Source organism: Shewanella sp. cp20 (assembly GCF_000832025.1).
In the GTDB taxonomy this organism is placed as follows: Bacteria; Pseudomonadota; Gammaproteobacteria; order Enterobacterales; family Shewanellaceae; genus Shewanella.
The window spans coordinates 172,257-198,332 of the sequence record NZ_JPII01000048.1 but is presented as its reverse complement, the minus strand read 5'-3'; the positions used below and the strand labels follow the sequence as shown (position 1 = coordinate 198,332).

At 52.6% G+C, this 26,076-nt stretch carries 17 protein-coding genes and 1 pseudogene; 9 read left to right on the top strand and 9 right to left on the bottom strand.

Translation table 11 applies throughout. The features are described 5' to 3' along the window. Positions 1 to 27 precede the first annotated feature (27 nt). Positions 28 to 720 carry a DUF3334 family protein gene (locus DB48_RS16780; protein WP_041511341.1) on the top strand — a complete coding sequence of 231 codons (693 nt, stop codon included), beginning with the start codon at positions 28 to 30 and terminating at the stop codon, positions 718 to 720. 64 nt (positions 721 to 784) lie between these two features. Then, positions 785 to 1,812 (top strand): annotated as a pseudogene (locus tag DB48_RS16775) (LacI family DNA-binding transcriptional regulator). On the opposite strand, the gene DB48_RS16770 reads toward DB48_RS16775, so the two are convergent. From DB48_RS16770 to DB48_RS16745, 6 genes are all read right to left on the bottom strand, one after another. Next, entirely contained in the window at positions 1,809 to 2,423 is a 615-nt protein-coding gene (locus tag DB48_RS16770; protein WP_041511339.1) for a 3'-5' exonuclease, read from the bottom strand. The pseudogene DB48_RS16775 and the gene DB48_RS16770 sit on opposite strands and share 4 nt — an antisense overlap. A gap of 95 nt (positions 2,424 to 2,518) precedes the next feature. Next, a complete protein-coding gene (gene fusA, locus DB48_RS16765) occupies positions 2,519 to 4,603 on the bottom strand; it encodes an elongation factor G (protein ID WP_041511338.1) in 2,085 nt (694 codons plus the stop codon). A gap of 615 nt (positions 4,604 to 5,218) precedes the next feature. Beyond that, positions 5,219 to 7,723 carry a glycoside hydrolase family 15 protein gene (locus tag DB48_RS16760; protein WP_041511337.1) on the bottom strand — a complete coding sequence of 835 codons (2,505 nt, stop codon included), beginning with the start codon at positions 7,721 to 7,723 and terminating at the stop codon, positions 5,219 to 5,221. Between the two features lie 105 nt (positions 7,724 to 7,828). Next, positions 7,829 to 9,373, bottom strand: a complete 1,545-nt coding sequence (locus DB48_RS16755) for an MFS transporter (RefSeq protein ID WP_041511336.1) — start codon at positions 9,371 to 9,373, stop codon at positions 7,829 to 7,831. Positions 9,374 to 10,276: 903 nt separating this feature from the next. Then, the gene (locus DB48_RS16750; RefSeq protein WP_041511425.1) at positions 10,277 to 11,725 is read right to left on the bottom strand and encodes a M28 family peptidase; all 1,449 of its coding nucleotides are present in this window, start codon (positions 11,723 to 11,725) and stop codon (positions 10,277 to 10,279) included. A 227-nt stretch (positions 11,726 to 11,952) separates the two neighbouring features. Next, the gene (locus DB48_RS16745; protein WP_235375436.1) at positions 11,953 to 13,956 is read right to left on the bottom strand and encodes a glycoside hydrolase family 97 protein; all 2,004 of its coding nucleotides are present in this window, start codon (positions 13,954 to 13,956) and stop codon (positions 11,953 to 11,955) included. 475 nt (positions 13,957 to 14,431) lie between these two features. Here DB48_RS16745 and DB48_RS16740 point away from each other — a divergent pair, with 475 nt between their 5' ends. The 5 genes from DB48_RS16740 to DB48_RS16720 all read left to right on the top strand — a co-directional run bounded on the left by DB48_RS16740 (position 14,432) and on the right by DB48_RS16720 (position 17,573). Continuing rightward, the gene (locus tag DB48_RS16740) at positions 14,432 to 14,836 is read left to right on the top strand and encodes a GFA family protein (protein WP_041511334.1); all 405 of its coding nucleotides are present in this window, start codon (positions 14,432 to 14,434) and stop codon (positions 14,834 to 14,836) included. A gap of 119 nt (positions 14,837 to 14,955) precedes the next feature. Further along, positions 14,956 to 16,056 carry an NAD(P)H-dependent flavin oxidoreductase gene (locus DB48_RS16735; RefSeq protein WP_052813838.1) on the top strand — a complete coding sequence of 367 codons (1,101 nt, stop codon included), beginning with the start codon at positions 14,956 to 14,958 and terminating at the stop codon, positions 16,054 to 16,056. A 5-nt stretch (positions 16,057 to 16,061) separates the two neighbouring features. Further along, on the top strand, positions 16,062 to 16,520 hold the full coding sequence (locus DB48_RS16730) for a GNAT family N-acetyltransferase (protein WP_052813837.1): 459 nt from the start codon (positions 16,062 to 16,064) through the stop codon (positions 16,518 to 16,520). Between the two features lie 50 nt (positions 16,521 to 16,570). Continuing rightward, positions 16,571 to 17,002 (top strand): hypothetical protein, encoded by a 432-nt coding sequence (locus DB48_RS16725; protein ID WP_041511333.1) that lies wholly within the window; start codon positions 16,571 to 16,573, stop codon positions 17,000 to 17,002. A gap of 169 nt (positions 17,003 to 17,171) precedes the next feature. Then, complete coding sequence (locus tag DB48_RS16720; protein ID WP_041511332.1) at positions 17,172 to 17,573, top strand: DUF3465 domain-containing protein; 402 nt, start codon at positions 17,172 to 17,174, stop codon at positions 17,571 to 17,573. 1 nt (position 17,574) lies between these two features. Here the strand turns inward: DB48_RS16720 and DB48_RS16715 are convergent, their stop codons facing one another. Continuing rightward, complete coding sequence (locus tag DB48_RS16715; RefSeq protein WP_041511331.1) at positions 17,575 to 18,861, bottom strand: HD-GYP domain-containing protein; 1,287 nt, start codon at positions 18,859 to 18,861, stop codon at positions 17,575 to 17,577. 466 nt (positions 18,862 to 19,327) lie between these two features. Between DB48_RS16715 and DB48_RS16710 the strand changes: the two genes are divergently transcribed. Both DB48_RS16710 and DB48_RS19740 read left to right on the top strand, forming a co-directional pair. Further along, positions 19,328 to 20,809 carry a DEAD/DEAH box helicase gene (locus DB48_RS16710; RefSeq protein ID WP_041511330.1) on the top strand — a complete coding sequence of 494 codons (1,482 nt, stop codon included), beginning with the start codon at positions 19,328 to 19,330 and terminating at the stop codon, positions 20,807 to 20,809. A gap of 637 nt (positions 20,810 to 21,446) precedes the next feature. After that, entirely contained in the window at positions 21,447 to 21,941 is a 495-nt protein-coding gene (locus DB48_RS19740; protein WP_052813836.1) for a nuclear transport factor 2 family protein, read from the top strand. 218 nt (positions 21,942 to 22,159) lie between these two features. On the opposite strand, the gene DB48_RS16700 is transcribed toward DB48_RS19740, so the two are convergent. Then, complete coding sequence (locus DB48_RS16700) at positions 22,160 to 24,154, bottom strand: alpha-amylase family protein (protein WP_443018677.1); 1,995 nt, start codon at positions 24,152 to 24,154, stop codon at positions 22,160 to 22,162. Beyond that, a complete protein-coding gene (locus DB48_RS16695; RefSeq protein ID WP_041511329.1) occupies positions 24,154 to 26,076 on the bottom strand; it encodes a glycoside hydrolase family 13 protein in 1,923 nt (640 codons plus the stop codon). Before DB48_RS16695 ends, DB48_RS16700 begins: the two co-directional genes overlap by 1 nt.

Sequence of the window (26,076 nt, the reverse complement as noted above, 5' to 3'; positions counted from 1 at the left end):
GACTCTTTTTTGACATGTGATGAAACTATGACCTCGCAAGTGATCAGTTCCGACGATATTCTTCTTAAACTCTGCCATTCGGTGTGCCATGTGCTCTCGAGTACCACGGCCAGCCAGGTGAGCCATGCGGCCATGGTGCAGAGCATCACCAAGACCTGCCTCAAGCCAGATCTGGGCTGTTTTTCCATCTTCGATGGCGGATTTTCGGGCCTGGTGGTGATCAACTTCTCGGCGCCGGCGGCGGTGGAGATTTATCAGGCCTATATGAAGCAGATGGGCATGCCCGAATCAGAGCTGGCCTTCTCTCACACCTCGGATGAGGTGGGGGACGTGATGGGCGAGTTGATGAACCAGATCTTGGGTGATTTTATCGTCAAGGTAAACAAGGAACTGCAGACCTCTATTAATCAGAGCCAGCCTAAGATGCTGACTATTAATAAGGAACTGACCATCTCGATCGACACCAACTTAGATGAGGCGGTGGCGCGCCGTGTCGCCTTCAAGACTGCCAGAAACCATATCTTCTATCTCGAATACGCCATGGATAAGACGGAGTTTATCAAGCTGGCAGAGTTCGAACACGAAGAAGACGATCCCGATGCCTTGCTGGCTCAGCACGGCCAGGGCAGTCAGGCGGCGGACCCATCTTGGTCTGCGGCGGTCAATAGTGCCGTCGTGGTGGATGATTCAGATGATCTGATGAAGGAGCTTGGGATATAATCGTGTTCCTTAAGGGGCGGGCGCTGGCTCGCCCTGTTCGTGTATAACAAGGTCGCCCATAATTATGACAACGAAAGCTACCTCTATCGATATCGCTTACCGCGCCGGGGTGTCGCAATCCACGGTATCACGCGCGTTGCGAAACAGCCCGCTCGTCAATGAAGAGACGCGCTTGAGAGTTCAGGCCATCGCCAAGGAACTTAATTATAAGGTCGATAAAAACGCCAGCAACCTGCGCACCCAAAGCAGTCTGACCCTGGCGCTGTTATTGTGTGAAGATCCCACCAATGACGATTCGTTGATCAACCCCTTCTTCCTCTCCATGCTGGGCTCTATCACCCGGGCAACGGCGCAGCAGGGCTATGATCTCCTGGTATCCTTTCAGCAGCTTAGCAGCGACTGGCACGCCGACTATGAAGACAGTAATAAGGCAGATGGCATTATTCTGCTCGGTTATGGCGATTACATGGATTACGAGGAGAAGCTGAATAAACTGGCGGCGCAAAATACCCATCTGGTGATCTGGGGGCCGGCGCAGCACAAATCTTCTGTGCTCTCCATTGGCTGTGACAATCGTCAGGGAGGCGTGCTTGCCACAGAACATCTGCTGGCTAAGGGGCGTCGTCATATCGCGTTTCTCGGCGATGCCTCCAGCCATAGCCCGGAATTTCAGGCGCGCTATCTGGGCCATCAACAGGCGCTTAAGGCGGCGGGCGTACCCTTGCAGAAGGGGCTGCAGGTGGATGCCATCAGCACGGAAAGCTCGGGATTTGAGGCGGCCAGCCAACTGCTGGCGCAGAAACGCCCCTTCGATGCCATCTTTGCCGCGAGCGATCTCATTGCTATCGGCGCCATGCGGGCGCTAAAAGAGCAGGGGATCAAGGTTCCCGAGGATGTGGCCATCGTCGGTTATGATGACATTCCCGTCGCGAGTTTTGCCAACCCGCCGCTGACGACTATCAAGCAAAATACTAAGTTGGCGGGCGAGATCTTGGTAGAGAGTCTGCTGAAACAGATCAAGGGGCAGGAGGTGAGTAATCAGTTGATCCCCACCAGCCGATAGAGCGTGAATCCTGCGGCAAGGCCCTTTAGGCCAGCTGCTTTTTCATAAACCTTTCTAACTGATGCTTGGGCTGGCGTTGCAGCTTGAGCATCAACTCAAAACTCGGGGCGGGACAGGCCCATCTTTGCGTGACGGCGGCGGTGAGCTCGAGCCAGAGCGAGGCTGTCACCTCGGCATCATTGAGCGCCCGGTGAAACACGCCATCGTTTTCGATCGCGAGATAACTGACTAAGGTGCCCAGCTGATGATTGGGCGCGTCCTGAAACAGGCGTCTCGCCAGCAATAGCGAACAGGCAAACGGCTGGGATTGCGGGACATGGATGCGTGCAAGCTCGGCGGCCAAAAACTTCTGATCGAAACTGGCGTTGTGCGCCACTAGCTGGCAACCATCGATAAAGGCGGCGAAATCTGTCATGACAGTTTCACAGCTTGGCGCCTGCCTGAGCATCTCATTGGTGATCCCCGTGTAGCCAGCAATGAAACTGTTGACGGCGAAGCCTGGATTCATCAGCTGCTGAAACCTATCGACCACCACGCCTTGCTGGAGTTTTACCGCACCTATCTCGATGGCGCGATCGCCCTGTGCGGGGGAGAGGCCTGTGGTTTCAAAATCCAATACCACTATGGCATCTTGGGACATAAGGACTCCTGTGAGGGAAATTCGGCCAAAGAAAAAACCCTAACAACATACATTGTTAGGGTTTTTAGTAAAGAAACTTTCGTTAAGAAGTCAGATTACTTCTTAGCTTCTCTTTCTTTAACTTCAGCGATAACTTTCTCAGATACGCTGTTAGGACATGCTGAGTAGTGTGAGAACTCCATAGAGAACTGACCACGACCAGAAGTCATTGTACGTAGAGAACCGATGTAACCGAACATTTCTGAAAGCGGTACGTCAGCCTTGATACGAACACCAGTCACACCAGCTTGCTGATCTTTGATCATGCCGCGACGACGGTTAAGGTCACCAATTACGTCACCTACGTTGTCTTCTGGGCTGAATACGTCAACCTTCATGATAGGCTCAAGAAGTTGCGCGCCAGCTTTTGGCATAGATTGACGGAATGCGCCTTTAGCTGCGATTTCGAACGCGATAGCTGACGAGTCAACTGCGTGGAAAGCACCGTCAGTCAGTTCTAGTTCAACGTCTAGTACTGGGAAGCCAGCAACGGTACCAGTCTGCATCATGCTCTCGAAACCTTTCTCAACAGCAGGCCAGAATTCTTTAGGTACGTTACCACCAACAACTGAAGAGCTGAAGGTAAAGCCAGAGTTTTGCTCACCAGGACGGATGATGTAGTCGATCTTACCGAACTGACCAGAACCACCAGACTGCTTCTTGTGAGTGTAGCTATCAGCAACTTCTTGAGTGATAGTTTCACGGTATGCAACTTGTGGCTCACCAACGATTAGGTCAACGCCGTAAGTACGCTTCAGGATGTCAACCTTAATGTCTAGGTGAAGTTCACCCATACCCTTAAGGATGGTTTCGCCTGAATCTTCGTCAGTTTCAACGCGGAATGATGGATCTTCTGCGATCATCTTACCGATAGCGATACCCATCTTCTCGCTGCCGCCCTTGTCTTTTGGAGCAACGGCGATAGAGATAACTGGCTCTGGGAACACCATGGCTTCAAGTGTACATGGGTGCTTAACATCACACAGAGTGTGACCAGTTTGAACGTTCTTCATACCCACGATAGCGATGATGTCACCAGCTTGTGCGGTTTCAAGTTCGTTACGCTCGTCAGCCTGCATTTCACACATACGACCGATACGCTCAGTCTTACCTGTAGCAGAGTTCAGGATGGTGTCACCCTTGTTGATGCGGCCTGAGTAGATACGTACGAAGGTCAGGGCACCGAAACGGTCATCCATGATCTTGAACGCAAGAGCTTTCAGAGGTGCATCGGCGTCAACGATAGCGTGTTCGCCAGTTTCGTTACCTTCTTCGTCAGTCAGAGGCTGTGGATCAACTTCTTGTGGAGCAGGTAGGTAATCAACTACCGCGTCTAGAAGAAGCTGCATACCTTTGTTCTTGAACGCAGAACCACAGTATGTTGGGAAGAAGTGCATGGTGCGAGTACCTTCACGGATACAACGCTTGATGTCTTCCATAGATGGCTCTTCACCTTCCATGTAAGCTTCCATCAGATCGTCGTCCATCTCAACGGCAGACTCGATCAGTTGCTCACGGTATTCTTCAACCATGTCAACCATGTCAGCTGGTACATCTTCGATGCTGTAGTTTTCAGCTTGTCCAGTTTCGTCCCAAACCCATGCTTTACGGGTTAGTAGATCGACAACGCCCTTGAACTCATCTTCGATACCGATAGGCAGTACCATAACGAGTGGGTTAGCCGCAAGAACGTCTTTAGTTTGCTTAACAACGCGCAAGAAGTCTGCACCCATACGGTCCAGCTTGTTTACGAAGATGATACGCGCAACTTCAGATTCGTTTGCATAACGCCAGTTGGTTTCTGATTGTGGCTCAACACCACCAGAACCACAGAATACACCGATACCACCGTCTAGTACTTTTAGAGAACGATAAACTTCAACTGTGAAGTCAACGTGGCCAGGGGTGTCGATGACGTTGAAACGGTGATCGTTCCAGAAGCAACTTACAGCAGCAGACTGAATGGTAATACCACGCTCAGCTTCCTGTTCCATGAAGTCGGTTGTAGATTCACCATCATGAACTTCACCCAGCTTATGAATCTTGCCGGTTAGCTTTAGGATACGCTCTGTTGTGGTGGTCTTACCCGCATCAACGTGAGCGAAGATACCAATGTTTCTGTACTTTGATAAATCAGTCATTTTTCTACTCTATTGGAGTTACGTTCTAAAATTCGGGGGGAAGTATATCAATACTTTTCAAATTTTTTTATTCATTTTTATCAATTTTGCTGAAATATCATCTTTATCGCGAGAAATTCCCCACTCTGTCTTCCCTAATATAGGGGGCAAACCCATAGCCGGTGCGGATTTCGCTCATAAAAAGAACATGATGTTATAACCCGAAAATTCGTTATATCTTTTTATATGGGGATGTGTTGGGCTACCACAGGCATGTTACAGCTATTGTGGGCGAGGGGTGTTTCAGGCCTGGTACCATGGCAATGGATTAAGTTTGATAAGCGTTTCTTTCGGCGATCATTGTTGGCGGTGATTGTTGGGTTAGGGCTAATTTAGCAAGCAGCAAGCAGCAAGCAGCAAGCAGTGAACAGGTTGTCGCTAAAATGTAGTAGGGAGCGGCTGATGGGGCGGGGTTTATGAGGGGGCTTATGAGGACTGGCATCTAAATTCAACATCATGTGTCCATGTTTCATTCTCTAACGCCCATTAAAAAAGCCAGTCACTAAGACTGGCTTTATATTGTGGCTTTAATCCCTGTTGGGTATTTTGCGCTTAACGGGTTATCTAATAAGCGCGTTAGTCATTAAGGGCTTTGGTGACATCCTCATAGCTATCCCATACCTTAGCCTCTGTGACAGAGCGAATCATCTTCACATATTCTGCATGGGTCCAGGCAAGTGGGGTCGCCGAGTTTGTCCCTTGTCCAAGCTGATAGTTAAAGCGGGTCTTGTTACCCACGCCATCCCACACCTGCTCTGGGAGCATCAGGCCGTCGTTAGCGAAGGCTTCCATTCCCTTAACATAGGTTTGTACCAATTGCGCCTTGCTCGTCTCATCTAGGGTACCGTTGGCGATCGCCTTGGCTAACTCGAAATGGGCGCGCTCACCGGTAAAGAAGGGCCAGACTCTGCCACGTTGTCCCGGGGTGTTGCTGCCATTCTCGGCATAGTTGGCGCCGGTATCGGTATCTTCGCCATAGCCGTCGTTGCCGTAGCGCCTAAAGCCGGGGAATTGTGTGCCATCTTTTGCGGTAAACTCATACCTGACCCTAAGGTTATCCTCCAAGGCCTGGTTATCCACCAGCGCCAGGGTGTCATTTACCGCCTTGTCGTTGGCGCTCTTCACACCGTAGCGCACCAACTCCAGGAAACCTGCATCCAATACTTGGCGCTGATCAAGCCCGTCGCGGCCATTATTATCGGCTAGCTTATCATCGCTGTCGGGCGTGCCATTGGGGGCAAGACGCAGGTAGTAGGGGGCTTGTGTTGCATCGGCTGCGCTGAGCAGTCCCTTGTGGGTCACCACGAGTGAGTCGAGCTTTTCAGCCATGGTCTTGGCATTGGCCAGATACTTTTCGCTCGACGTTAGGTCGCCGGTCTGTTTGGCGATATCGCTGGCGGTGATAAGGCCCGTGATGACGGCGGCTGCGGTAGAAGGCGAGTATCCCTCTTGCTCTTCCCAGCGTTCCTGTTGTGTCTTCAGCGGTGTGATTTGGGTGTGGTTCCAGTCGAGATTAACCTCACCGCCGCTCACCAAAAAGTCTGCCGCGGCTTTAAGCATGGTCTGGTACCAGTGTTCTATTTCAGTATCGCTCAGTACACCGGCTTGCCAGAGTTTCCAGCCGAGCATGATAGGCATGGCGGTCTGATCGAGCTGTACGCCCACCCATTCAATTTGTCCATCGACATGGGTTTTCTGCAGGAACCATCCCGGGACGCCGCTGTATCCTGGCGTTGCTGCCGTTACCTGAACTTTTTTGAGGTACTCGAAGGCGACCTTAGGGGTTTGTGTGTCGCCCATGGCCAGAAATGCCATGGCACATTGATAGAAATCTCGCGGCCACACCGCCTTGTAGCCGGTCGAGCCCTTAATGGCCGAGACGCTGTCGCCCCAGGGGTTAGATAGTGAGGCGATAAGGGCGCCGGCGTGGGTCTTGTCTTCCTGGGCTTTGAGCACCATGGCGCTGGTATAGAGCAACTTACCCTCATCGGCGGTATTGGCCGTCATGGCGCTAAGGCTAGAGAGCGACTGCAGATAGTCTTGCCAGCCGATGGCCTCTCCTTCTCCATTATAGGTGGCGAGCACTTTGGCATAACCTTCCGATAGTGTCGTCTTGGCATTTTGCTCGCTGCTGGCCTTATCGGCACCGAAGCCAAACACCAAGGTCGTGGTCAGACTTGGCTTAGCGACACTGCCGACCTCAAGGGTGGGCAATGCCGCGGTCATGGCCACGTTGCCGATACTCTGGGTATCACCACTGGTCGTGGTGTAATGCCAGTTCAGCTCGCCGTTAGCCCTAAGATCCGTAAGACCGTCAGACTCGCCGACGAAGCCCACGCTGGCAGCTGTAAAGGGAATGTCACCGCGCACGGTCAGCACGCTCGAGTCCTCATTGCCCGTATTGGCATAGAGGCTGTTGCCATCTTGGCCGATGCTGGCGATGTCATTGGCGCCGCTGTTGTCGATGTGAGGGTTAACATAGAGATAGGGGGTGATCCCTGGCTCGAAGGCGGTAAAGAAGACCTGCATCACCAGGCTGTCGCGATCGGGGTCGGTAAAGAAGTGCTTCTCTATCTGATACTTGCCTTCGATATCTTTGTTAATCACCCTGTAGGCGAGCGACAACGGACGCCCCGCCGCATCCTTATGCAGGTAATCTATGCTGGTGAGGGTATTGTCTTTTTCGGTGTCGACGAAGCCATTACCACTGATGATGAACTGCGCCTCTTTGAGCTGGGCATTATGGATAAGGCCATACATGGTCTCGGTAAGAATACCTTGGGCCAGGGAGAACCATACCCGGCTGACCGGATTGGCCTGGTTGCTCAGGTATTGGGCCGCACCTTGTTCGTTGGTCACATAGGGTTCAAACGAGGTGCCTATCCCCGTCTTACCGGAAAAAGCCCAGGTGGGCGAGGCGCCGGGTGCGCCAGGGGCAACGGTTATCTGTTGTGCTGCTATGCTGGCGGTTTGTGCTGGCGCTGTGTCGATGTTGCTCTTGGCGCCGCCACAGGCGCTAAGCAGGGCGCCCAGGGAGAGGGCAAGCAGTGAGCGCGTAAAAGGTACTGGCTTAGACGTCATGTTAAGGCTCTCATTAATTATCTGTTTATTATTCGTTTATTAGGGGTGTCGTTTAAGTCTGTGTATTGTCGCAGGGGCTAGCGCCGTCTCAAGCCCTGTTGCTATTTAGTCTTGCTCGTTTCGATTGCTGACAAACAGCACACTGATCCCGGCCAAGATCATAAAGCTGCCACCCAGGATGAGGGCAAAGATCGGCTTGCCGTCGAAGAAGGCATTGAGCAGCACACCCAGTACGCTGGCGGCCAACAACTGGGGGATCACGATGAAGAAGTTAAAGATCCCCATGTAGACGCCCATCTTGGCCGCAGGCAAGGCGTTAGAGAGCAGCGCATAGGGGATAGAGAGGATAGAGGCCCAGGCGATACCCACCCCTATCATGGGTAGCCATAACAGGTTGGGGTCCTGAATAAAGTAGAAGCTGATCAAGCCAATGCCGCCGCAGCATAGGTTGATCAGGTGAGTCACCTTGAGACCAACCGCCATGGCCAGCAGGGGGATGAATATCGCCGCCACGGCGGCAAAGCCATTGTAGGAGGCAAACAGCATACCGACCCAGTCGGCACCATCGTTATAGGCCTTTGAGAGCACATCCTGGGTGCCATAGTGATGATCTGTGACCGCCGCCGTGGTGTAGATCCACATAGAGAAGAGGGCGAACCAGGAGAAGAACTGCACCACAGCCAGCTGGCGCATCGCCTTCGGCATATGGAATAGTGAATCGACGACGCTGAACACCATGCCTTGCTGATGACGCGCTTCGCCGCGGATCTGTTTTAAGGTCTTGGCGCAGAACCATTGCAGCGGGCCGAAGGCAAACACGCCTATGGCCAGCAGGTAAAGCTGTTTGTCGAGCGACTGCAGGTAGATGATCGCGATTAACAGGGCGCCGATAAGGCCCCAGGTAATGGCGCCTTTCTGATAGGCCTGCCAGCTGCGATCATGATGCAATGTCACTTGCTCGCTGCTTTCCTGTTCGAAGCGCGAAAGCTCCTCGGGAGAGTATTCTTTGCTGGTAAACACTGTCCAGCTAACGGCCAGTAGCAGCACCGCGCCGCCAAAATAGAAGGCGTAGCGCACCGAATCGGCGATCTCGCCTTCTGGCGCCGTATTGGCGACATCGAAATAGTTAGTGAGCAGATAAGGCAAGGCCGAGGCGACCACGGCGCCGACGCCGATGAAGAAGCTCTGCATGGCATAGCCCAGTGGGCGCTGCTTACTCGGCAGGTTGTCGCCGACAAAGGCGCGAAACGGCTCCATGGCGATATTGATCGAGGCGTCCATGATCCACAGCATACCGGCGGCGACCCAGAGTACCGGTGAGTGCGGCATGATGAAGATAGCCAGCGTGGTAAAGATAGCGCCAATGAGGAAGTAGGGGCGGCGACGACCGAGTCGGCCCCAGGTGTTGTCACTCATGTAGCCGATGATAGGCTGCACCAGCAGTCCCGTGAGCGGCGCCGCTATCCAGAGAATAGGGATGTCATCGATCGCTGCGCCTAAGGTCTGGAAGATACGGCTGACATTGGCATTTTGCAGGGCAAAGCCAAACTGGATCCCCAGAAAACCAAAACACATGTTGAAGATCTGCCAGAAGCTTAAAGCGGGCTTGACGTTTGGGGTGCCTTGGGCGGATAGGGTGTTGTGTGACATCCGATGCTTCTCTTTATCATTATTTGTTATCGTCGCGCGGGGCTAAAGGGGCGCGATCACTATTTTATGGAAGTCGGTCGAGTGAAAAAAGGGGCGAATACACGCTTCCCTCAAACGGGTATTCGCCAAAAGCTAGGGTTCTACTTCTCTAGGCTTAATCACTAGGCTTAAGCCCTGATGAGTAGATAGAGACTCTAGTGCTCGCCTTTCATGCCTTCAGTGCCTGATAAGGTGAGCATCGACCTGGCCAATTTCATAGGAGTTACACATGAAATTAAACACCAAGGCATGTTAACCCTGAGCCGAAACTGCCGACAACCGATTACATACGTATTCATCATCGGGCGTTAACCTTTGTGTAGCCTGCTGTTAACCTGCTTGGTTTAGATGTATTACGGGTTATTTTGATTTAAAACAGTGCCTTAAATGGTGACCGCTCTAGCCTGAGGTTTTCAGTTGTTGGCGTTTGTAACAATGAGCAAGATGCCCTAGGTCGTAGGCTTTTTAGGCGCTAAAAGGAAAAAAGGCACCTGTCGTCACTCGCGCAATTAGCCGGACAGTTAGCCGGGCAATTAGCTATGCAATCAGGTGAGCAACCAGCAGAGAGAGGGGAGTCGACTCAAGCGATGTGTGCCGTATATTAGGTTTAAATTAGAGTTTGCGATGAAATTTTTCGTTGAAAGGTTGGCCAACTAAAATCAGTGTCAGCGAAAGATGCAACTCACTTGATTTTGCCAAAAGTTATTGTTTATAGATTATTTATTGATATTGTTCTGAGCGATTGGTTTGCATCTTTTAGACTCACCAATAATATCCAGGCCGCGAAGGCGGCCTGAATTGATACCTGAGTTACATTTTAGTTCAAATAAATTAACTCATAATGGTGAGCATCTGGCTCGTTAATTAGTGCTGCTTTGCAGCCTTGGCGGCTGAGTCTAACGTCCCAGGAAAGAAGCTGCCTGCCGCGCCAGGGAACACTACCGGGCTGGTGTTGCCGTTATAGCCCACCGCGGCTACGCCATACAGATAGTTGTCGATCACCATGTTGCGCAGGGTGAAGCTGTTGACCTTGCCCACATAGCGGCTGTGGGTCCACTCCGGCTCTGTGGTCTTGCGCCAATAGATGCGATAACCAGCCACCTCTGCCGTGGCATCTGCCAGCCAGTTTAGCTGAGTATCGGCCGATACCTGGCCCGAGATGCTCACCTGAGTCGGCGGCGCTGGAGCCCAGGCCATGGAGGCCAGGCTGATGGCGTTGAGGGCCGTTAGTTTGGCGGCGAAGGCTTCATCGACACCTTCTATCACGTCGCCATAGGCGATGCCATCTTCGGTGCGAATATCCTGATGCTGGCGATGGTAGTTTTCGTTGGTCTCCATCACACGTACCGCAGGAAAGCCCGCCTTGTTAAACGGCAGGTGATGGCCACCGCGCCCAAAGCGATCGAGACGATAGATGAGCTGCACGTCCAGGTTGGTCATGTACTGGTCGACAAGCTGCTTGATGTGTCTGGCCAGATTGCGCGAGGCTGAATCATTCTCGCCACCGCTGAAATAGCGCTCCTTGGCCTCGGCTGGCGTCTCGGCGATACGCACGCCCTCGGAGAACACGCGCACCGTATGGTTGCTCACCACGCCGTTGATCCCTTGTATGTTGCCTATCATGTCGTTATTGAGCACGGCCTCGACCTGCCAGCCCTGCTTCTTGGCAAAACTGGCCAGTCCTGCGCCGCCATAGAGACCTTGCTCTTCACCCGATAGGGCCGCGTAGACTATGGTGCCGCCAAACTGATACTGGCTCAGGATACGGGCGGCTTCCAGTGCGCCGGCCACGCCCGAGGCGTTATCGTTGGCGCCGGGGGAGAATGAGTTAGCGTCCATGACGTCGCTGACCCGAGAGTCGATATCGCCGCTCATCATCACCACACGGTTGGGATCTAAGGTGCCGCGCTGAATGGCGATGATATTCACGACTCTAGTCGGCTTTGGAATGCGCTTACCCGACACTGTGTCACCCACTTCAATCACCTCAAGGCATCCTCCGCAGGCATCAGAAATGCGTTCAAACTCGGCCTTAATCCAATTTCTGGCTGCGCCTATGCCGCGCTGCTTATCTGTCTGGCTCGATAGGGTATGGCGGGTGCCGAAGTCCACCAGGGTCTGTATATCGCGCAAAATGCGCGCTGGCTGGGGGGCATCGGCTATCTCATACAGGCGAAGATCTTCTGCTGAGGGCGCGGTATAGAGATTATGTGCCTCTGGTGCCGTGGCGGCATGAACAGTCGTGGGGTGGAGTGTTGCGGCGCACAGGGCCGTAAACAGCAGTGTCTTGCCGATAAATGGATTGATTGTCATGTTCTGCTCTTCATTCTTGTTATTGTGTGGTGCTTCTTTGCGCATAAAAGTGATGCACAAACTACCTTAGCAGAATAACCCTGAAGCTTGGGGGAGGGAGCGCGGCTTTAGTCGTAGAAATGTGGGGGAAATCGCCGGAAAAAGGTAAACAAATGTTGCGAAAGAGACATGATGGCAAGCCTGTTGGCACAGACTTGCCATCATTTTCCGTGGTTGGAAATGAGCGGTTAAATCGCCTTGAAGCGGATGGCAACGCCGCCGCTGCTGGCAAGCCTTAAGGTGAGAGCCTGCTTGCTATCGACCTGTTTGGTCTCAATCACATAGTCATAGGGATTGGTACGCCAATCTGCTTTTTCACCGTCGCGGTAGATCTGCGCTTCATAACGCAGCTCTGGGTCGAGGAAGTCGAGATCTATGCTGATCTCGCGTGGCGCATCGTCTGTGATGGCGCCCAGGTACCAGTCCTTGCCTTGGCTGTTACCGCCACGTTCCTGACGGGCAAAGGCTACGTATTCGCCCACCTCGCCGGCTAGGGCGATACTCTGGGCCCAGTCGGTGGGCACATCCTGAATAAACCTAAAGGCATCGGGGTGCTGCTTATAGTTGCGCGGCAGATCGGCGGCCATCTGAATCGGACTGTAGAGCACCACATAGAGGGCTAACTGTTTGGTCAGCGTGGTCTGCACCCGGTTGACTGCGTCCAGGCCCTTAGGGGCCAGATCGAAGATCCCCGGCGTGAAATCCATGGGGCCGGCCAGCATGCGGGTGTAGGCCAGAGTCGTGGTGTGCGACGGATTGTTAGGCGGCGTGCCCCAGGCGTTGAACTCCTGACCGCGCGCGCCCTCGCGGCTGATCCAGTTGGGATAGGTGCGACGCAGGCCGGTGTCTTTAATCGGCTCATGGGTGTTGATGCTGATGTGGCGCTTGGCGGCCTCGGTGACGCTGTGTAGGTATTCGTTCACCATAAACTGGCCGTCATGCCATTCGTGACGCACTATGCCTTGCTCGTCGACACGTTTGATGTCGCCGCCGTCGGCCACATAGCCGGTTTTCACCTGAGTAACCCCATATTTCTCATAGAGATCATAGGCATCGCTCATCTGATTACGGTAGTTACTAACAGAGCCAGAGGTCTCGTGGTGGCCAATCAGGCGTACTCCCTTGCTGGCACCATAGGCTGAGATCTCGGGTAGATCGAAGTCTGGATAGGCCTGGGTGAAGCTGAAGACATCGCCGTTATGGAACCAGCTGCCGTCCCAGCCGACGTTCCAGCCTTCCACCAGTACACCGGCGAAGCCGTTATCGGCGGCAAAATCCATGTAGCGCATGGTCTCGGAGGTGGTGGCGCCGTGCTTATCACCCGATCCCCAGGTGTTCTCGTTGAGGTGCATGCCCCACCAGATCCCGACATATTTGCCTGGCTCGACCCAGTCGACATCACCCAGCTTGTTTGGCTCGTTAAGATTTAGGATGAGATCTGAGTTCAGCAGGCCGGTAGCCTTGTCGGCGATCTGAATCGTGCGCCATGGCGTGCTAAAGCCCGCCCTTGTCTTGACGCGGATCCCATCAGACCAGGGCGTGAGATCGGCGCGTAATGTGCCGTCTCGGCGCTGATCCAGTGTCATGGCGGCGTAATCCACCAGCGCCGCCTCGTGAATGCTCATGTGAACGCCGTCCCCTAGGGTGAAGGTAAAGGGGGTGTGAACCCTGTCCACCTGCTTGAGTGGCGTCTTCTGATACAGGTATTCGTAGCGGTTCCAGCCGCGCGCCGGGATCCACCAGGCGGTGACTTTCTCTGGCTGGGCCAGGCTAAATTCTGTGAGTTCGGCGGTGATGTTTAGCATGTCCAGCTTGCCTTGCTTTGGCACCTGGTAGCGAAAGCCGATACCATCATCGAAAACCTTGAATTCGACGACTAGGCTGTACTGGCCATTGCTGAGGGTGGCGGACAGGCCATTATGCTTGTCGGTCACCCATTCGCGCTCGCCCCAAGGCTGTTGCCAGCGTTCATCAGTCTGGCTGCGCTTGATATCTTTGATGGCAAAGTCATTGCCAAACCCCCCGAGAGACTCAAATACCAAGCCGAGTTTAGAAGGTTCGATCACCTTCTTGCCCTGAAAGCTAACGCTATATTCAGGCATCTGGCTATCGTCGCTGAGGCTGACCACTATCTGCTTGTCCGGTGAGGACAGAGAGACAGTCTTAGCCAGGCTAGCGCCGGGCAGCATCATGCCTGTTGCCGCGATGGCAAGGGTAAGGGCCGACAAAGCCGTGGCTGGTCGAGATGGTGCGTTGCTGCGCGTACTGGCTGCAGGGCGCGCCGATGGTATCTGTGTGCAAGACATTCCGTGTACCTTTTATTGTCGTTTTTTATTTAGGGTGAGGGGGGTTACTGCCTGCCATGTTAGAAGGGAAGGCTTGAGCGGAGCAATCGGCTGCATACGTATTCACAGGGAGTGCTGGCAGCGATCCCCGAAACCTTAACGAAGAAGCCCTATGGTATGAACTGGATGCAAGGAGGGGATTTGGCTGTTTGGCTTAGTCTGTTACCAGGGAGATACGCCGGCGCGCTAGGCGAGCAATTTGTGCTTTGCCACATTTAGTTACGCAATTTAACGATTTAGTGCAGAAATTTATACTGAATTGATGCAGCAAGTTATGGCAGCATAAGCGCTTGTTGTCATTGTGAGTTGGATCAGGAAACCCATGTATCAAGGAAGTTGTCTATGTGGTGGCATTAAAGTCGCCATCAGCGGACCCATAAGTCAGATCATTCATTGCCACTGTTCCCTGTGTCGTAAATCGAGCGGTACGGCATTTGCCACCAATGGTTTTGTCGAATTGGTGGACTTCAACCTATCGGATGAGGCAAATTTCCTTTCAAATTTTGAATTTTCGCCGGGAAAACGGCGTTATTTTTGTCGTCGCTGTGCCTCGCCCATCTACAGTGCCAATGAGCAGGACAGCAAGCGAATTCGCCTGCGACTCGGTATCTTAGACTCGGCGATCAACGAGCGGCCCATCTCTCACAATTTTGTTACCTCTAAGGCCAATTGGGAGGAGATGGATGCCAAGTTACCTTGGTATGAGGGCCATGAGCCTGGCAGGTAATTGTTGAGCCTGGCTGGTAATTGTTGAGCCCGGCAGGTTGAGTAAAGGGGGCCATGCTTATATCTACTAAGGGCATTAACTAGGGTCATCTACTAAGGGCATTCACTAAGGATAAGGTGATGGGTAACAAGCATTTTAAGGCCCTGCTGGGCACTGAGCTGCCAATTATTCAGGCGCCTATGGCAGGCGTGCAAGACAGCAAACTTGCCATTGCCGTGTCGAAGGTCGGTGGGCTAGGTTCCATCCCCTGCGGCATGTTGAGTAAGGCGCAGATCATAGATGAGATTAAGGCATTTCGTTCGGCGACTAACGCGCCGCTCAATCTTAATTTCTTTTGTCATCAACTCCCCCCATTTGATCCCAAGGCGCAGGCGCACTGGCATGAGGCACTTATCCCTTATTTCGATGAGCTTAGGATAGAGGCCGATCTCGGCCAAGGCGGCGCCAGTCGTATGCCCTTTAATCATGCGATCGCCGATGAGATAGCGCCCCATAAACCCGAGGTGATTAGTTTTCATTTCGGCTTACCCGATACCGAGCTGCTGGCGCGAGTGAAATCCTGGGGCACCAGGGTGATCGCCAGCGCCACCACCTTAGCCGAGGCTGAGTATCTCACCGCGCGAGGCGTCGATGGCATAATCGCCCAGGGTATCGAGGCGGGCGGCCACAGAGGCATGTTTCTCAGCGAGGATCTCAACACCCAGCTTGAAATGCCAAGCCTGCTCACCCAGATAGTCAAAGGTGTCGACCTGCCCGTGATTGCCGCCGGCGGCATAGGCGATAGCCATGCGGTAAGAGCCGCCATGGACCAAGGCGCCTGCGCCGTACAGGTGGGCAGCGCCTATCTCTTGTGTGATGAGGCCAACACCTCGCAGGTACACAGAGCCGCGATCGAGCGCTCGGCCAAAATGAACGCCTCAAACGCTGATGGGGCTGGAGGCTGCACCGCCTTGACTAATATCTTCTCTGGCAGGCCTGCAAGAGGCATAGTGAACCGCGCCATGACAGAGTTAGGGGTGATGAATCCTCTGGCACCAGCCTTTCCCTACGCCACAAACCTGATGGCGCAACTGCGAAAGGCGAGTGAGGCCCTCGACAGGAGTGATTTCTCGCCGCTTTGGTGTGGCGCAAATCTCACAGCCTGCAGAAAGATCTCAGCCGCTGAGATGACTTTGGCGCTAATGGAAAGTGCGCGACATGATAATAATAAATATGAGTAGCAGCTATGCAGACAATTATTAAGCGAAACCAGTTAACCATTAGTCAGGCTGAGGGAGAGAACAGCGAACTCGTCGATGCCCTGGTCGATGGGGTACGCCAGTTTAATTTCGATAAGATGGGTCTGGAGACGAGTGAGCCGCTCACCGTACTGGCCCATAATGATTTGGGTAAGCTGATCGGTGGCGTCTATGGCCGAACCATCTATAAAAATTTTCTTATTCATGTGGTCTGGGTGGATGAAACCGCCCGCGGCACAGGTCTTGGGCGTGAGTTGATGTTAGCTGCTGAGCAGTTAGCCGTCGGTCGTGGTTGCCTGCAGGCCCAGGTGGATACCCTAGATTTTCAGGCGCCGGAATTTTACCAAAAGCTGGGATTTACCCTAGCAGGGACCGTGCCTGCGTTCGAGGGCAGCCCGGCGCGCTACTTTTTAATGAAGCGCTATTGTGATAGTGTGGTTGGTTAATCTTTTCAACAATAAAATCATTGCATTAACCTATTATTCAAAGATGAAAAATGTCTAAAAAATTGATTGCCAAGGTCATATTAACTCTGGCACTAACGGCCTGTGGTACCTCTCAAGCGCCCTCAAGTGCATCGAATTCTGGTGATAGCGCCGTACTCAATAACCTGCTTGAAGTCAGTGTGGCGGACTTAGACAACTATTGGCAGGCCAAACCGGTAAAACCTGTTATGTTGAAGTCGCGCCCCAAGTGGCTCCCTAAGGGGGCCGGCAAGTTCAGCTATTTTGTGGTTATCGATAGTCAGGGCAATGAGGTGAGTAAGACACTGGTAGGCTCTACGCCCGAAGGTTGGATGACCCAGGCCCGCCTCAATAAGATGCCTAAGGTCAGTTATCTTGTGAGTGAAAATAACCCAGAACATCAGCCGATAAAGGTGTTGCTGACTTCAGAAGTGATGCCTCGTCGCATGATAAAAAGCAATTAGCATACTTGCTCAGTTATTCAGTTATTCAGTTATTCAGTTATTCAGTTGCTCAGTTGCTCAGTGACTCAGTTACTCAGCTACTCAATCGTTAATAATCAGGCTCGCTATCGAGTCTGTGGCACTTAAGTCATTCAAGCAGTCTTTGAAGAGATGCATTGAGGTTTGAAAAATGAAGATGATCTATCGTGGGTTATTAGTCATTGTCTTGGCTTTTGCATCGAGTCTGCCTCTGCTCGCCAACGACGGCTTGTTGGCTCAGGCGTTTGAACAAAAGCAAAGCGGGCTGCAGATCCAGGGGGAAGGGATAGTGATACGTCTGCTCGGTGACGACACAAAGGGTAGTCGTCATCAGCGTTTCATTGTGCGCCTGGCCAGCGGCCAGACCCTGTTAGTGGCCCATAATATCGATCTTGCGCCGCGTATCGCTGATCTTAAGGTCGGCGACAGGGTTGGCTTCTTCGGGCAGTATGAATGGAATAATCGCGGCGGCGTGATCCATTGGACACACAAGGATCCTAATGGTCGTCATACGGCGGGCTGGTTAAGCCATGATGGGCAAAAATACCAATAACCTACTGGCTGGTTTCTAATTCTGAGTTAGTCAACGCGGCGGGCTGCCCCTTCAGTGGCTGTTTGAGTGGTTGTTCGAACAGGGAGGCGCGCGACAGCAGTTCGAATCTGTTGTTAATGGCCATGAAGCTGTCGACCAGCTTAGGGTCGAAGTGGGTTCCCTTATCTTGACAGATTAAGTCCATCGCCTCTTGGTGGCTAAAGGGGCGTTTATAGCAACGCGGCGAGGTGAGGGCGTCATACACATCCACCAGGGCGACGATGCGGGCTGAAAGTGGAATCGCTTCGCCTTTTAGCCCCGCCGGATAGCCGCTGCCATCCCACCATTCATGGTGACCTCCCGCGATATCACGTCCCATCTTGATAAAGGCGCATTCGGGTGCATAGCTGAGCAGGCTCTCCAATACCTGAGCGCCGATTACGGGATGGGCCTTTATCTGTTCAAACTCCTCAGGGGTGAGCCTGCCTGGTTTCAACAAGATGGCATCGGCAATCCCCACCTTACCAATGTCGTGCAAAATGGATGACAGGGTGATCTCCTGAATAAAATCATCGGTTAACTCAGTTGGCGCATTTTTATCCGTCTGACGCTGGGTGGCCAGCATCTTGGCATAGTGCTGCATGCGGATAAGGTGGGCGCCGGTTTCGTTGTCCCGATATTCAGCCAGCTTTGCCAGCCCCATCACGGTCGCCCTTCGGGATGCCGTGGTCGAGCGTAGCGAATGGGTCAACTTACCCAGCAGGAAGGCGGCAGACTGAGTGACCATGGCGTTGGTGACGATAAAGTTTATCGCCACTACTGACCAGATAAAGCCGTTATAGCCTTGGGTCTCGGGCCATTGAAACCAATGGTTATGGTAGGCGACGCCGATGGAGATGAGGGCGGCTGCGTTGAGCAGTTGGGCGCATAGACTGGCTCTTTTGCCAATTAATATGCTGGTGAGCGGCGGAAACACGAACAGCCAGAAGAAGCCGGCACCGGTTGGCCCTATGGTAATGAGAAAGGCCACGCCGATGGCGAAAAACATCAAACAACCGATACAGTAGCGTAGGCTCTGCCTGAGTCCCCGGGCCAATAAGATGTAGAGCAGCAGAAGATAGGCTAGCGTATCGAAGGCGGCCATGCCGATCAGCCCCATCTGAATACAGAGATAAACGCTGGTGATATAGACAGGCACACACAAGATGGCGAGCAGGCCAAATAGGCGCTTGAAGATCAGTTCTCGCCAGATAGGCAAGGTGTCGTGAAGATCATGGGTGGTCGATGGGGCGAAATAGAGAGCACTCATTGTCAATCCTTTGCGCTGCCAGAGAGGAAATTTACCGGCACAGCTTCTCTGGCGAGATCCTAACTGCTGTGCATCAGTTTGTGTTAAAACTCTGTGCCAAGCAAACTTTATGTGTTAGTCATGTTGGCGCATGTTTTTCACCACTCTTTCATTATTACTCATAACACCGCTTGCGGGCTAATTTACCTTTCGCTAAATCATTTCTTTTGTATGAAAATGTGAATAAGACGCCGTTATGGCATAGGATTGCCTAGCTTGTGATGTCAGGGGACTAACTTAGCTCCTTGTTTCTGTTTTCTTATTCCTGCTTTGTTATTCTGTCCCTGGTTTACTTTGACTAATCTGCGCTAGTCTTAGCAGGTGGCTCTGTTATACTAGCGCGCTTCGTTTTACCAGCCGATTGATTGGCTGACGATTTTTGCCTTTTCTGCCCTAATTTTCGCCTTTTGGCACTAAGAGAGAATTCATGACCTTTGCAAATCTTGGCCTGCCCACAGCCCTGTTGGCTAACCTTGAACAACTCGGTTATCACAAGCCAACGCCGATCCAACAAGAAGCCATTCCCCTAGCGCTTAAGGGCAAGAACCTGATCGCGGCGGCCCAAACCGGCAGTGGTAAGACGGCGACTTTCGTGTTGCCTATGCTGGCTAAATTGATGCAGGGCCAGACTCAGCGCAAGAAGCGGGCGAGGGCGATCATTTTGGCGCCTACCCGAGAGCTGGTGTTGCAGGTAAACGATCGCATCTGCGAGTATGGTAAAGGCGTGGGGCTAGCGTCTATGGCCGTCTATGGCGGGGTGGATGTACAGGCGCAGAAGCAGCAACTGATCCAGGGCGTGGATATTGTGGTGGCCACGCCGGGTCGCCTGCGGGATCTCTATATCCAGAGGGCCATTCGCTTCGATGAGGTTGAGTTGCTGGTGCTTGATGAAGCCGATCGCATGCTCGATATGGGCTTTATCGAGGATATCACCAAGATCTTAGACACACTGCCGGAAGACAGGCAGAACCTGCTGTTTTCCGCCACCTTGTCTCGCCCGGTTCGCGAGCTGGCCAAACAGGCGGTGCCTAAGGCGATCCACCTGTCGGTGACCAAGAATGAGGAGAGCACGCCGGATATCGATCAGTGGATCACCACGGTGGATAAGGATAAGAAGTCGGCACTGCTCAGCCATCTCATCAAAGAAAATGCCTGGCCTCAGGCGCTTATCTTCATCGAGACCAAACATGGCGCCGCTAAGCTGGTGAGTCAACTCGAGAAGCGAGGCATTGAGGCCGAGTGTATTCACAGCGGTCGAACTCAGGCGGTGCGTGAGCAGATCCTGGCGGATTTCAAGGCGGGCAAGATAGCTTATCTTATCTCTACGGGGATCTCGGCGCGGGGGATCGATATCGATAACCTGCCGCTGGTGATCAACTATGACCTGCCGTTTCCTGCCGACGAATATGTGCATCGCATCGGGCGTACCGGCCGTGCCGGAGCCAAAGGCGAGGCGATCTCCCTGGTATCCAAGGACGACTTTAAGAATCTCTGCATGATCGAGAGCCGTCTCGATCACCTGCTTGAGCGCCGCGAGATAGAGGGATTTGCACCGAGAAAGCCTGTACCTGTCTCGATTCTTAACTATGTGCCTAAGGCCAAGCGTGAGCAGGCACAGGGTGAGAAGGGCGGTGAAGCCGCGGCTAGTCTTGGTAAGAAGGGCATGAGCCTAGCTAAGGACAAGCGCGGGCAAGATAAGCAAAGAGAAGAGAAGCCCAGAGGACAGTCTAAGTCTCACGAAAAAACTTCACCTTATAAAGGTAACTCCGCCGATAAGAAGGCTAGTTCTGCTAAAGCTAAATCAGCAGCGCCTGGTGATCGCGGTGGGAAAGATCAAAGGTCAGAGCATAAAGTTGAACAAAAGCCAGCTTTTAATCCCTGGACGGATAGCCGACCGGCGAAGAAATAAGATTTAACGAGAAGCCCTCAGATTGAGGGCTTTTTTGTGGCTGGTGGTTATGTTATCTGATACGCGTAGGTTTTTGACGGGGTATTGAAAGTTAGGATGTTGTGCGAGGCATCTTAGTTTTTAACTTATAGCATTTATCTTAATGGGCACAGGGAGGTGAATTGAAGTTCATACTTTCATGGCAATCAATCACCTGCGGTGGGCTTATGTGCAGATACATCTGCTACACGCCGTAAATCCGTCCGTGGAGGCTCGACGATGGCATCCTTGCCATCGACGTCCGCAGATGTATCCACATTGGATCTTTCTATCTCTTCGATTTGGCGTCATTCGATAACTTTTAGGTGGTTAATTGAAAATGCTACTGACTGGCTATCTCTCATCGCTAGGCTGAGGATATACATAGGTATGATGGGATATTGTAAGTAAGCTTCATTTTCGCTTCCGATTATGTAATCTTGCGATTCTCGCTTTTTTGGGGACGACTTACTTTCTCCTTGTACTGTAATGCTGTTATTGTTGTAAGTTTCATATCGTTACAAAGAGTTGTCGTGATGTGCATTAGGTCGTGACGAATGACATAGGCGGTATTATCGCTAATTAGCATTATCTCCCTATGCAAATTTAGAGGATTAAAATGAAAAAAGGATATTGGTTGTTTTTAAGTCCGGCACTTTTCGTAAGTCAGACATCTTTGGCTGTAATGTCAGAGTCCGAAATTCAAATAAGAGAAGTAATAGAGCAGTTTAGGACAAGCATAATCAGCAAAGATAAAGAAGTATTTAGCTCGCTATTTTTCAGCGACGAAGTACCTTTTATTGCTGTATTCAGTGATGAAATGTTAGCAAGTAAGCGCTTAGAGAGGCCAAAGTATCCTGCTGCAGTTAATTTGGGGAAATTTGGCCCACCCGCAAACTTAATTTCAGAAAATGATGAGCAAGAAGAAAAAATATGGAATATCAAAGTGCAGACGGATGGTCATCTCGCCAGCGTTCACTTTGACTACAGCGACCATGAAAACGGCAAAAAGAAAGCTTGGGGCTCGGAGTCTTGGAGCATGGTAAAAGTAGATTCAGACTGGAAGATCACTTCTGTTTCTTTTACGGTCACAGAACTAGAGAGTGAAGAGTAAGGGAGATAACAAGGTGCTTAACTCAGACACAAAAATATTTGCTCTCGATTGGCGCGAGTATAGCCAACATTTCTGTGCCGTTTAGCTTAGCGTTAACATGCAAGAATCGTCATATTGGTATATCAGACTGAATGAGTTGGTGTCCAAAGCGAGTAGGCTGAGCGTGGTTAATGCTCAATCTACCCGCTTTGATGTCTTGAAATGAAGAGCCAGTGGGCTTAGTTCTCTCCTACAACAAGCATCTTTGACTCAAGTGGGGCTAGGTCGAGTGTGACTTGGCCTCCCTTGGGCGATAGTGTGAGAGGCGTCGTAGGCATTTTATCACTCAGCACTTCTTTAAGCGGGTAGTTGCCTGCAGGCAGTTGCCAGCGTTTTATGAGTGCGGCGGGAAGCTTTAGGTTCACCTGCTTACTCTTGTCTTTGGCGAAGTTGCTGATGATGATGATCTTCTGCTTGTGGTCGAAGCGGCTGAAGGCGAATAGCGCTTCATCATAGCCCTTGCCTAGATCGACATTCGCCCTGTGCAGATCGCCATATTCGCCACTTAGGGCGCTCAGGCTGTGGCTAAGGTTCAACAGCTTGGCGTAGTAGGCTCGCAGACTCAGCTCATCAGGTGATGACTGACCGCCGTCAAACTTGCCCATGTTCATAAAGCGCTGGTGGGCCGGCACGCCGATATAATCGAAGATGCTGGTGCGACTCGGCTTACCAAAGCCTGCGTCTTCGCTGCCATCTTCGCCGACTTCCTGACCGAAATAGAGCAGGGTGGGCGCCTCACTTAATGTTGTCGATATCACCATGGCGGGCAAGGCGCTTTTGGGATCTCCGGCAAATTCAGGGCTGGCGATACGCTGCTCGTCGTGGTTCTCCAGAAAATGCAGCATGTGCCCGGCGATGTCGGCAACGCTTTTGCGATCGCGCTCGATCGCTTGTGTCCCCGCCTTACCCTGGATGATCGCCTTGAGGCTGTCGTAGAGTCCGACTTTGTCGTAGAGGTAATCCATCTTGCCCTGATGAATGTAGTCACGGTAGCAACTTGGGGTATAGACCTCGGCGAGCAGCAGGGCATCTGGGTTCGTCTGTTTGATATTGCTGTTTAAGTAGCTCCAGAAGGCGACAGGCACCATCTCTGCCATGTCATAGCGAAAACCATCGACGCCCTTGGCTAGCCAGTACTGGGCAATCTGGTTGAACTTATGCCAGGAACTGGGGATGCTTTTTTTGGGCACCTGTTGCCAGAAGGCGTAATGCTCGGCAACAGATTTGCTGTCAAAGCCCTTAGGCAACTGAGGATGATCTATGCTGCCATCAGGCTTGATGCCATAGTTGATCTTGACCGTCTCATACCAGTCGTTCTGATCTGGCTTGGCCGCGCGGGCACCATTGCCCGTCCATTTGGCGGGGAACTCTTCGAACTTGCCATCGACTAGGGGATGGGCCTCGCCGCCGAGGGGCTTAAGGTCCTGGCTAAGATCTGGTACCTCAAAGGGGGAGCCCACCACATAGTAGAAGTCGTTGTCTCTGGCGTAGGCTAGCCGAGTGTTGTCATCAGCGCCGAAGTCGCTCACCCCTTGCGGGGCCGAAAGCGAGTGATAGCCGCGCGCCACATGGTTGGGCACTATGTCTATCACGACCTTCATCCCCGCGGCATGGGTGCGGGCGATCAGCGCCTCGAACTCCTCAAGGCGCTTGGCGGGATCGTCTGCCAGAACCGGGTTGACGTTATAGTAATCTTTCACCGCATAGGGGGAGCCCGCACGGCCCTTGACCACATCGGGATCGTCCAATCCTATGCCATAGGCCTGATAGTCGCCCACCAGCGCGTGGTGAGCAACCCCGGTATACCAGATATGGCTGACGCCGAGGGACTTGATGCTTTCGAGCGCTTTGGGCGTAAAGTCGCTGAACTTACCTACGCCATTTTGCGCCCTGGTGCCCCAGGGGATATTGGCGGTCTGGGTGTTACCAAACAAGCGGGTGAACACCTGATAGATAACGGGTTTATCTACGTGCTCTTGACTCACTTTGTTTGCGGCATTTTCATGCAAGTTCGCGCTGGAGCGAATCTCCATCTGTGGCAAGGCGATGGCCTGCGCCGATAGCAGCAGGGTAAAACCGCTAATGGCGGCTAAGCGAGCAATGGGGTCTAAGGTCTTAAGTGCCTGGCGGGCTGGGCGAGCGCCCATAGGTCGTACTGATTTTGCTTTTAGCATCAATTGGCTTCCTCGATGGCGAGCAGAGTAACGCCTTGCTCCTTGAGGGAGAGGGTTTCATCAAGTATCACGCTTTCGCCTGTTATCACATTGCGCGCCTTGCGGACATTGCCCAGCAGATCGCGATAGCGCTCGAGTGACAGTTCGACCGGCTTGTTGTTCTTGTTGAAGATGGTCATGAGACGTGCCTTGTCGCCGCAATCTTGCTGGCTACAGCGCATCTGCACGTAAACGCCGTCTTTAGGCACATAGTGGCGAAGGCCGCCGTTGTGGATATAGCTGGCCGTCTTACGGAAGTTGAGCAGGGTACGGGTAAAGCTCAGCATAAATGCTTGATCCGCATTTAGCCCCTTGTTATCAAAAACGGAGATGGCATCACCCTCCCATCCCCCTGGGAAGTCAGAGCGAGTAATGCCGTCATTACGATCTTTGGTTGGACTTTGCATCAAAATTTCTGAGCCATAGAAGATCTGTGGTATGCGATTACTGGTCAGCACATAGGCCAGCGCCATCTTAGTCAGCGCCAGGTTGTCACCCAGCAGGCTATAGATCCTGTTGGTGTCGTGGTTGCCCTCGAAAAGCACCAGTTGTGTCGGGTCGGCATAGACCATGTCATTGCCCAAAAACTCGAACAGGCGGATTAGCCCATCACTCCAGCTCTCTTTCTCACTCAGCGCCTTTAATAGGGTCTCGTAGAGGGGGAAGTCCATCAGACTCGGCAGCGCCGATCGGTAGCCATCCTTGTTTACCTTGTCTTTCTGCCAGTAGGCCACTGTGATGGGGTTACCTGTCCACTCTTCACCGACGATATTGAACTTAGGGTATTCGGCCATGATAGCCTTGGTCCAATCGACCAAGAAGTTCTTATCGGCATAGGAGTAAGTGTCTTCGCGAATGCCGCTGAGCTGGGCATATTCGACCCACCAGATGCTGTTTTGGATTAGGTAGTTGGCAAGCAGTGGCTGCTGCTGGTTTAGGTCCGGCATCGACTCGACAAACCAGCCATGACTGAACTCTTGCTTGTCTTGCTCGGTAGCATAGGGGTCTTGCATCGTGGTGCGTCTGTGGCTGGTAAAGATAGGCTTAGGCGGCTGATCTTTCTCGGTTGCCGGGGCAAGGTTTAGCCAGTTCTGGCTGGGCAGATCCTGCATCCACCAGTGATTGGCACCGATATGATTGACCACCACATCGGCGATGATGCCAATGCCATGCTCCTTGGCCTTCACGGCAAGCTGACGGTAATCCTGGTTGCTGCCAAATCGGGGGTCTATACGGTAGTGGTCGGTAACCGAGTAGCCGTGATAGGAGTACTCGGCCATATTGTTTTCGGTGAGCGGGTTGATCCACAGCTGAGTCACGCCGAGATCGGCCAGATAGTCCAGACTGTTGATGATCCCCTGAATATCACCGCCATGGCGACCGCCGGGATTGCTGCGATCGGCTTGCTCTAGCATATCGCTCTGGTTGTCGTTACTGGGATCGCCGTTGGCGAAGCGATCCGGCGTGATGAGATAGATGACATCCTGGTTGCCAAAGCCCTGGCGCGCCGCGCTGGCGTTATCGCGCTTGAGTAGCTCATAGCTAACATGGATTGTCTCATGATCGGTTTGCTTGAAAGTCAGCTCAAGGGTCTGCGCCTTGGCGCCTTGGGTGTCCAGGTTCACAAACAGGTAGTTGGGGTTCTCGGTAGTCTCTACGCCTTTAAGGATCACGCCGTCAGCCTTGATGCTGACCTTGGCCTTTGCGATATCTTTGCCGTGAACCATCAGCTGCAGCTGGCTGTGGTGCATGCCCGCCCACCAGTTAAGGGGTTCGATACGAAGGGATGTATTGTCGTTGGTGGCCTGAGCTGAAAAAGTGGTGCCACCCAGTGCAATGACGGCACCTAAAGCTATGCTTCGAGAGAGGTAAGAGAGTTTCAT

Bases quoted from the DNA above. Each gene is read 5' to 3' on its own strand.
- DB48_RS16780 (WP_041511341.1), top strand. From the start codon at position 28: ATGACCTCGCAAGTGATCAGTTCCGACGATATTCTTCTTAAACTCTGC.
- DB48_RS16770 (WP_041511339.1), bottom strand. From the start codon at position 2,423: ATGTCCCAAGATGCCATAGTGGTATTGGATTTTGAAACCACAGGCCTC.
- fusA (WP_041511338.1), bottom strand. From the start codon at position 4,603: ATGACTGATTTATCAAAGTACAGAAACATTGGTATCTTCGCTCACGTT.
- DB48_RS16760 (WP_041511337.1), bottom strand. From the start codon at position 7,723: ATGACGTCTAAGCCAGTACCTTTTACGCGCTCACTGCTTGCCCTCTCC.
- DB48_RS16755 (WP_041511336.1), bottom strand. From the start codon at position 9,373: ATGTCACACAACACCCTATCCGCCCAAGGCACCCCAAACGTCAAGCCC.
- DB48_RS16750 (WP_041511425.1), bottom strand. From the start codon at position 11,725: ATGACAATCAATCCATTTATCGGCAAGACACTGCTGTTTACGGCCCTG.
- DB48_RS16745 (WP_235375436.1), bottom strand. From the start codon at position 13,956: ATGATGCTGCCCGGCGCTAGCCTGGCTAAGACTGTCTCTCTGTCCTCA.
- DB48_RS16740 (WP_041511334.1), top strand. From the start codon at position 14,432: ATGTATCAAGGAAGTTGTCTATGTGGTGGCATTAAAGTCGCCATCAGC.
- DB48_RS16735 (WP_052813838.1), top strand. From the start codon at position 14,956: ATGGGTAACAAGCATTTTAAGGCCCTGCTGGGCACTGAGCTGCCAATT.
- DB48_RS16730 (WP_052813837.1), top strand. From the start codon at position 16,062: ATGCAGACAATTATTAAGCGAAACCAGTTAACCATTAGTCAGGCTGAG.
- DB48_RS16725 (WP_041511333.1), top strand. From the start codon at position 16,571: ATGTCTAAAAAATTGATTGCCAAGGTCATATTAACTCTGGCACTAACG.
- DB48_RS16720 (WP_041511332.1), top strand. From the start codon at position 17,172: ATGAAGATGATCTATCGTGGGTTATTAGTCATTGTCTTGGCTTTTGCA.
- DB48_RS16715 (WP_041511331.1), bottom strand. From the start codon at position 18,861: ATGAGTGCTCTCTATTTCGCCCCATCGACCACCCATGATCTTCACGAC.
- DB48_RS16710 (WP_041511330.1), top strand. From the start codon at position 19,328: ATGACCTTTGCAAATCTTGGCCTGCCCACAGCCCTGTTGGCTAACCTT.
- DB48_RS19740 (WP_052813836.1), top strand. From the start codon at position 21,447: ATGAAAAAAGGATATTGGTTGTTTTTAAGTCCGGCACTTTTCGTAAGT.
- DB48_RS16700 (WP_443018677.1), bottom strand. From the start codon at position 24,154: ATGCTAAAAGCAAAATCAGTACGACCTATGGGCGCTCGCCCAGCCCGC.
- DB48_RS16695 (WP_041511329.1), bottom strand. From the start codon at position 26,076: ATGAAACTCTCTTACCTCTCTCGAAGCATAGCTTTAGGTGCCGTCATT.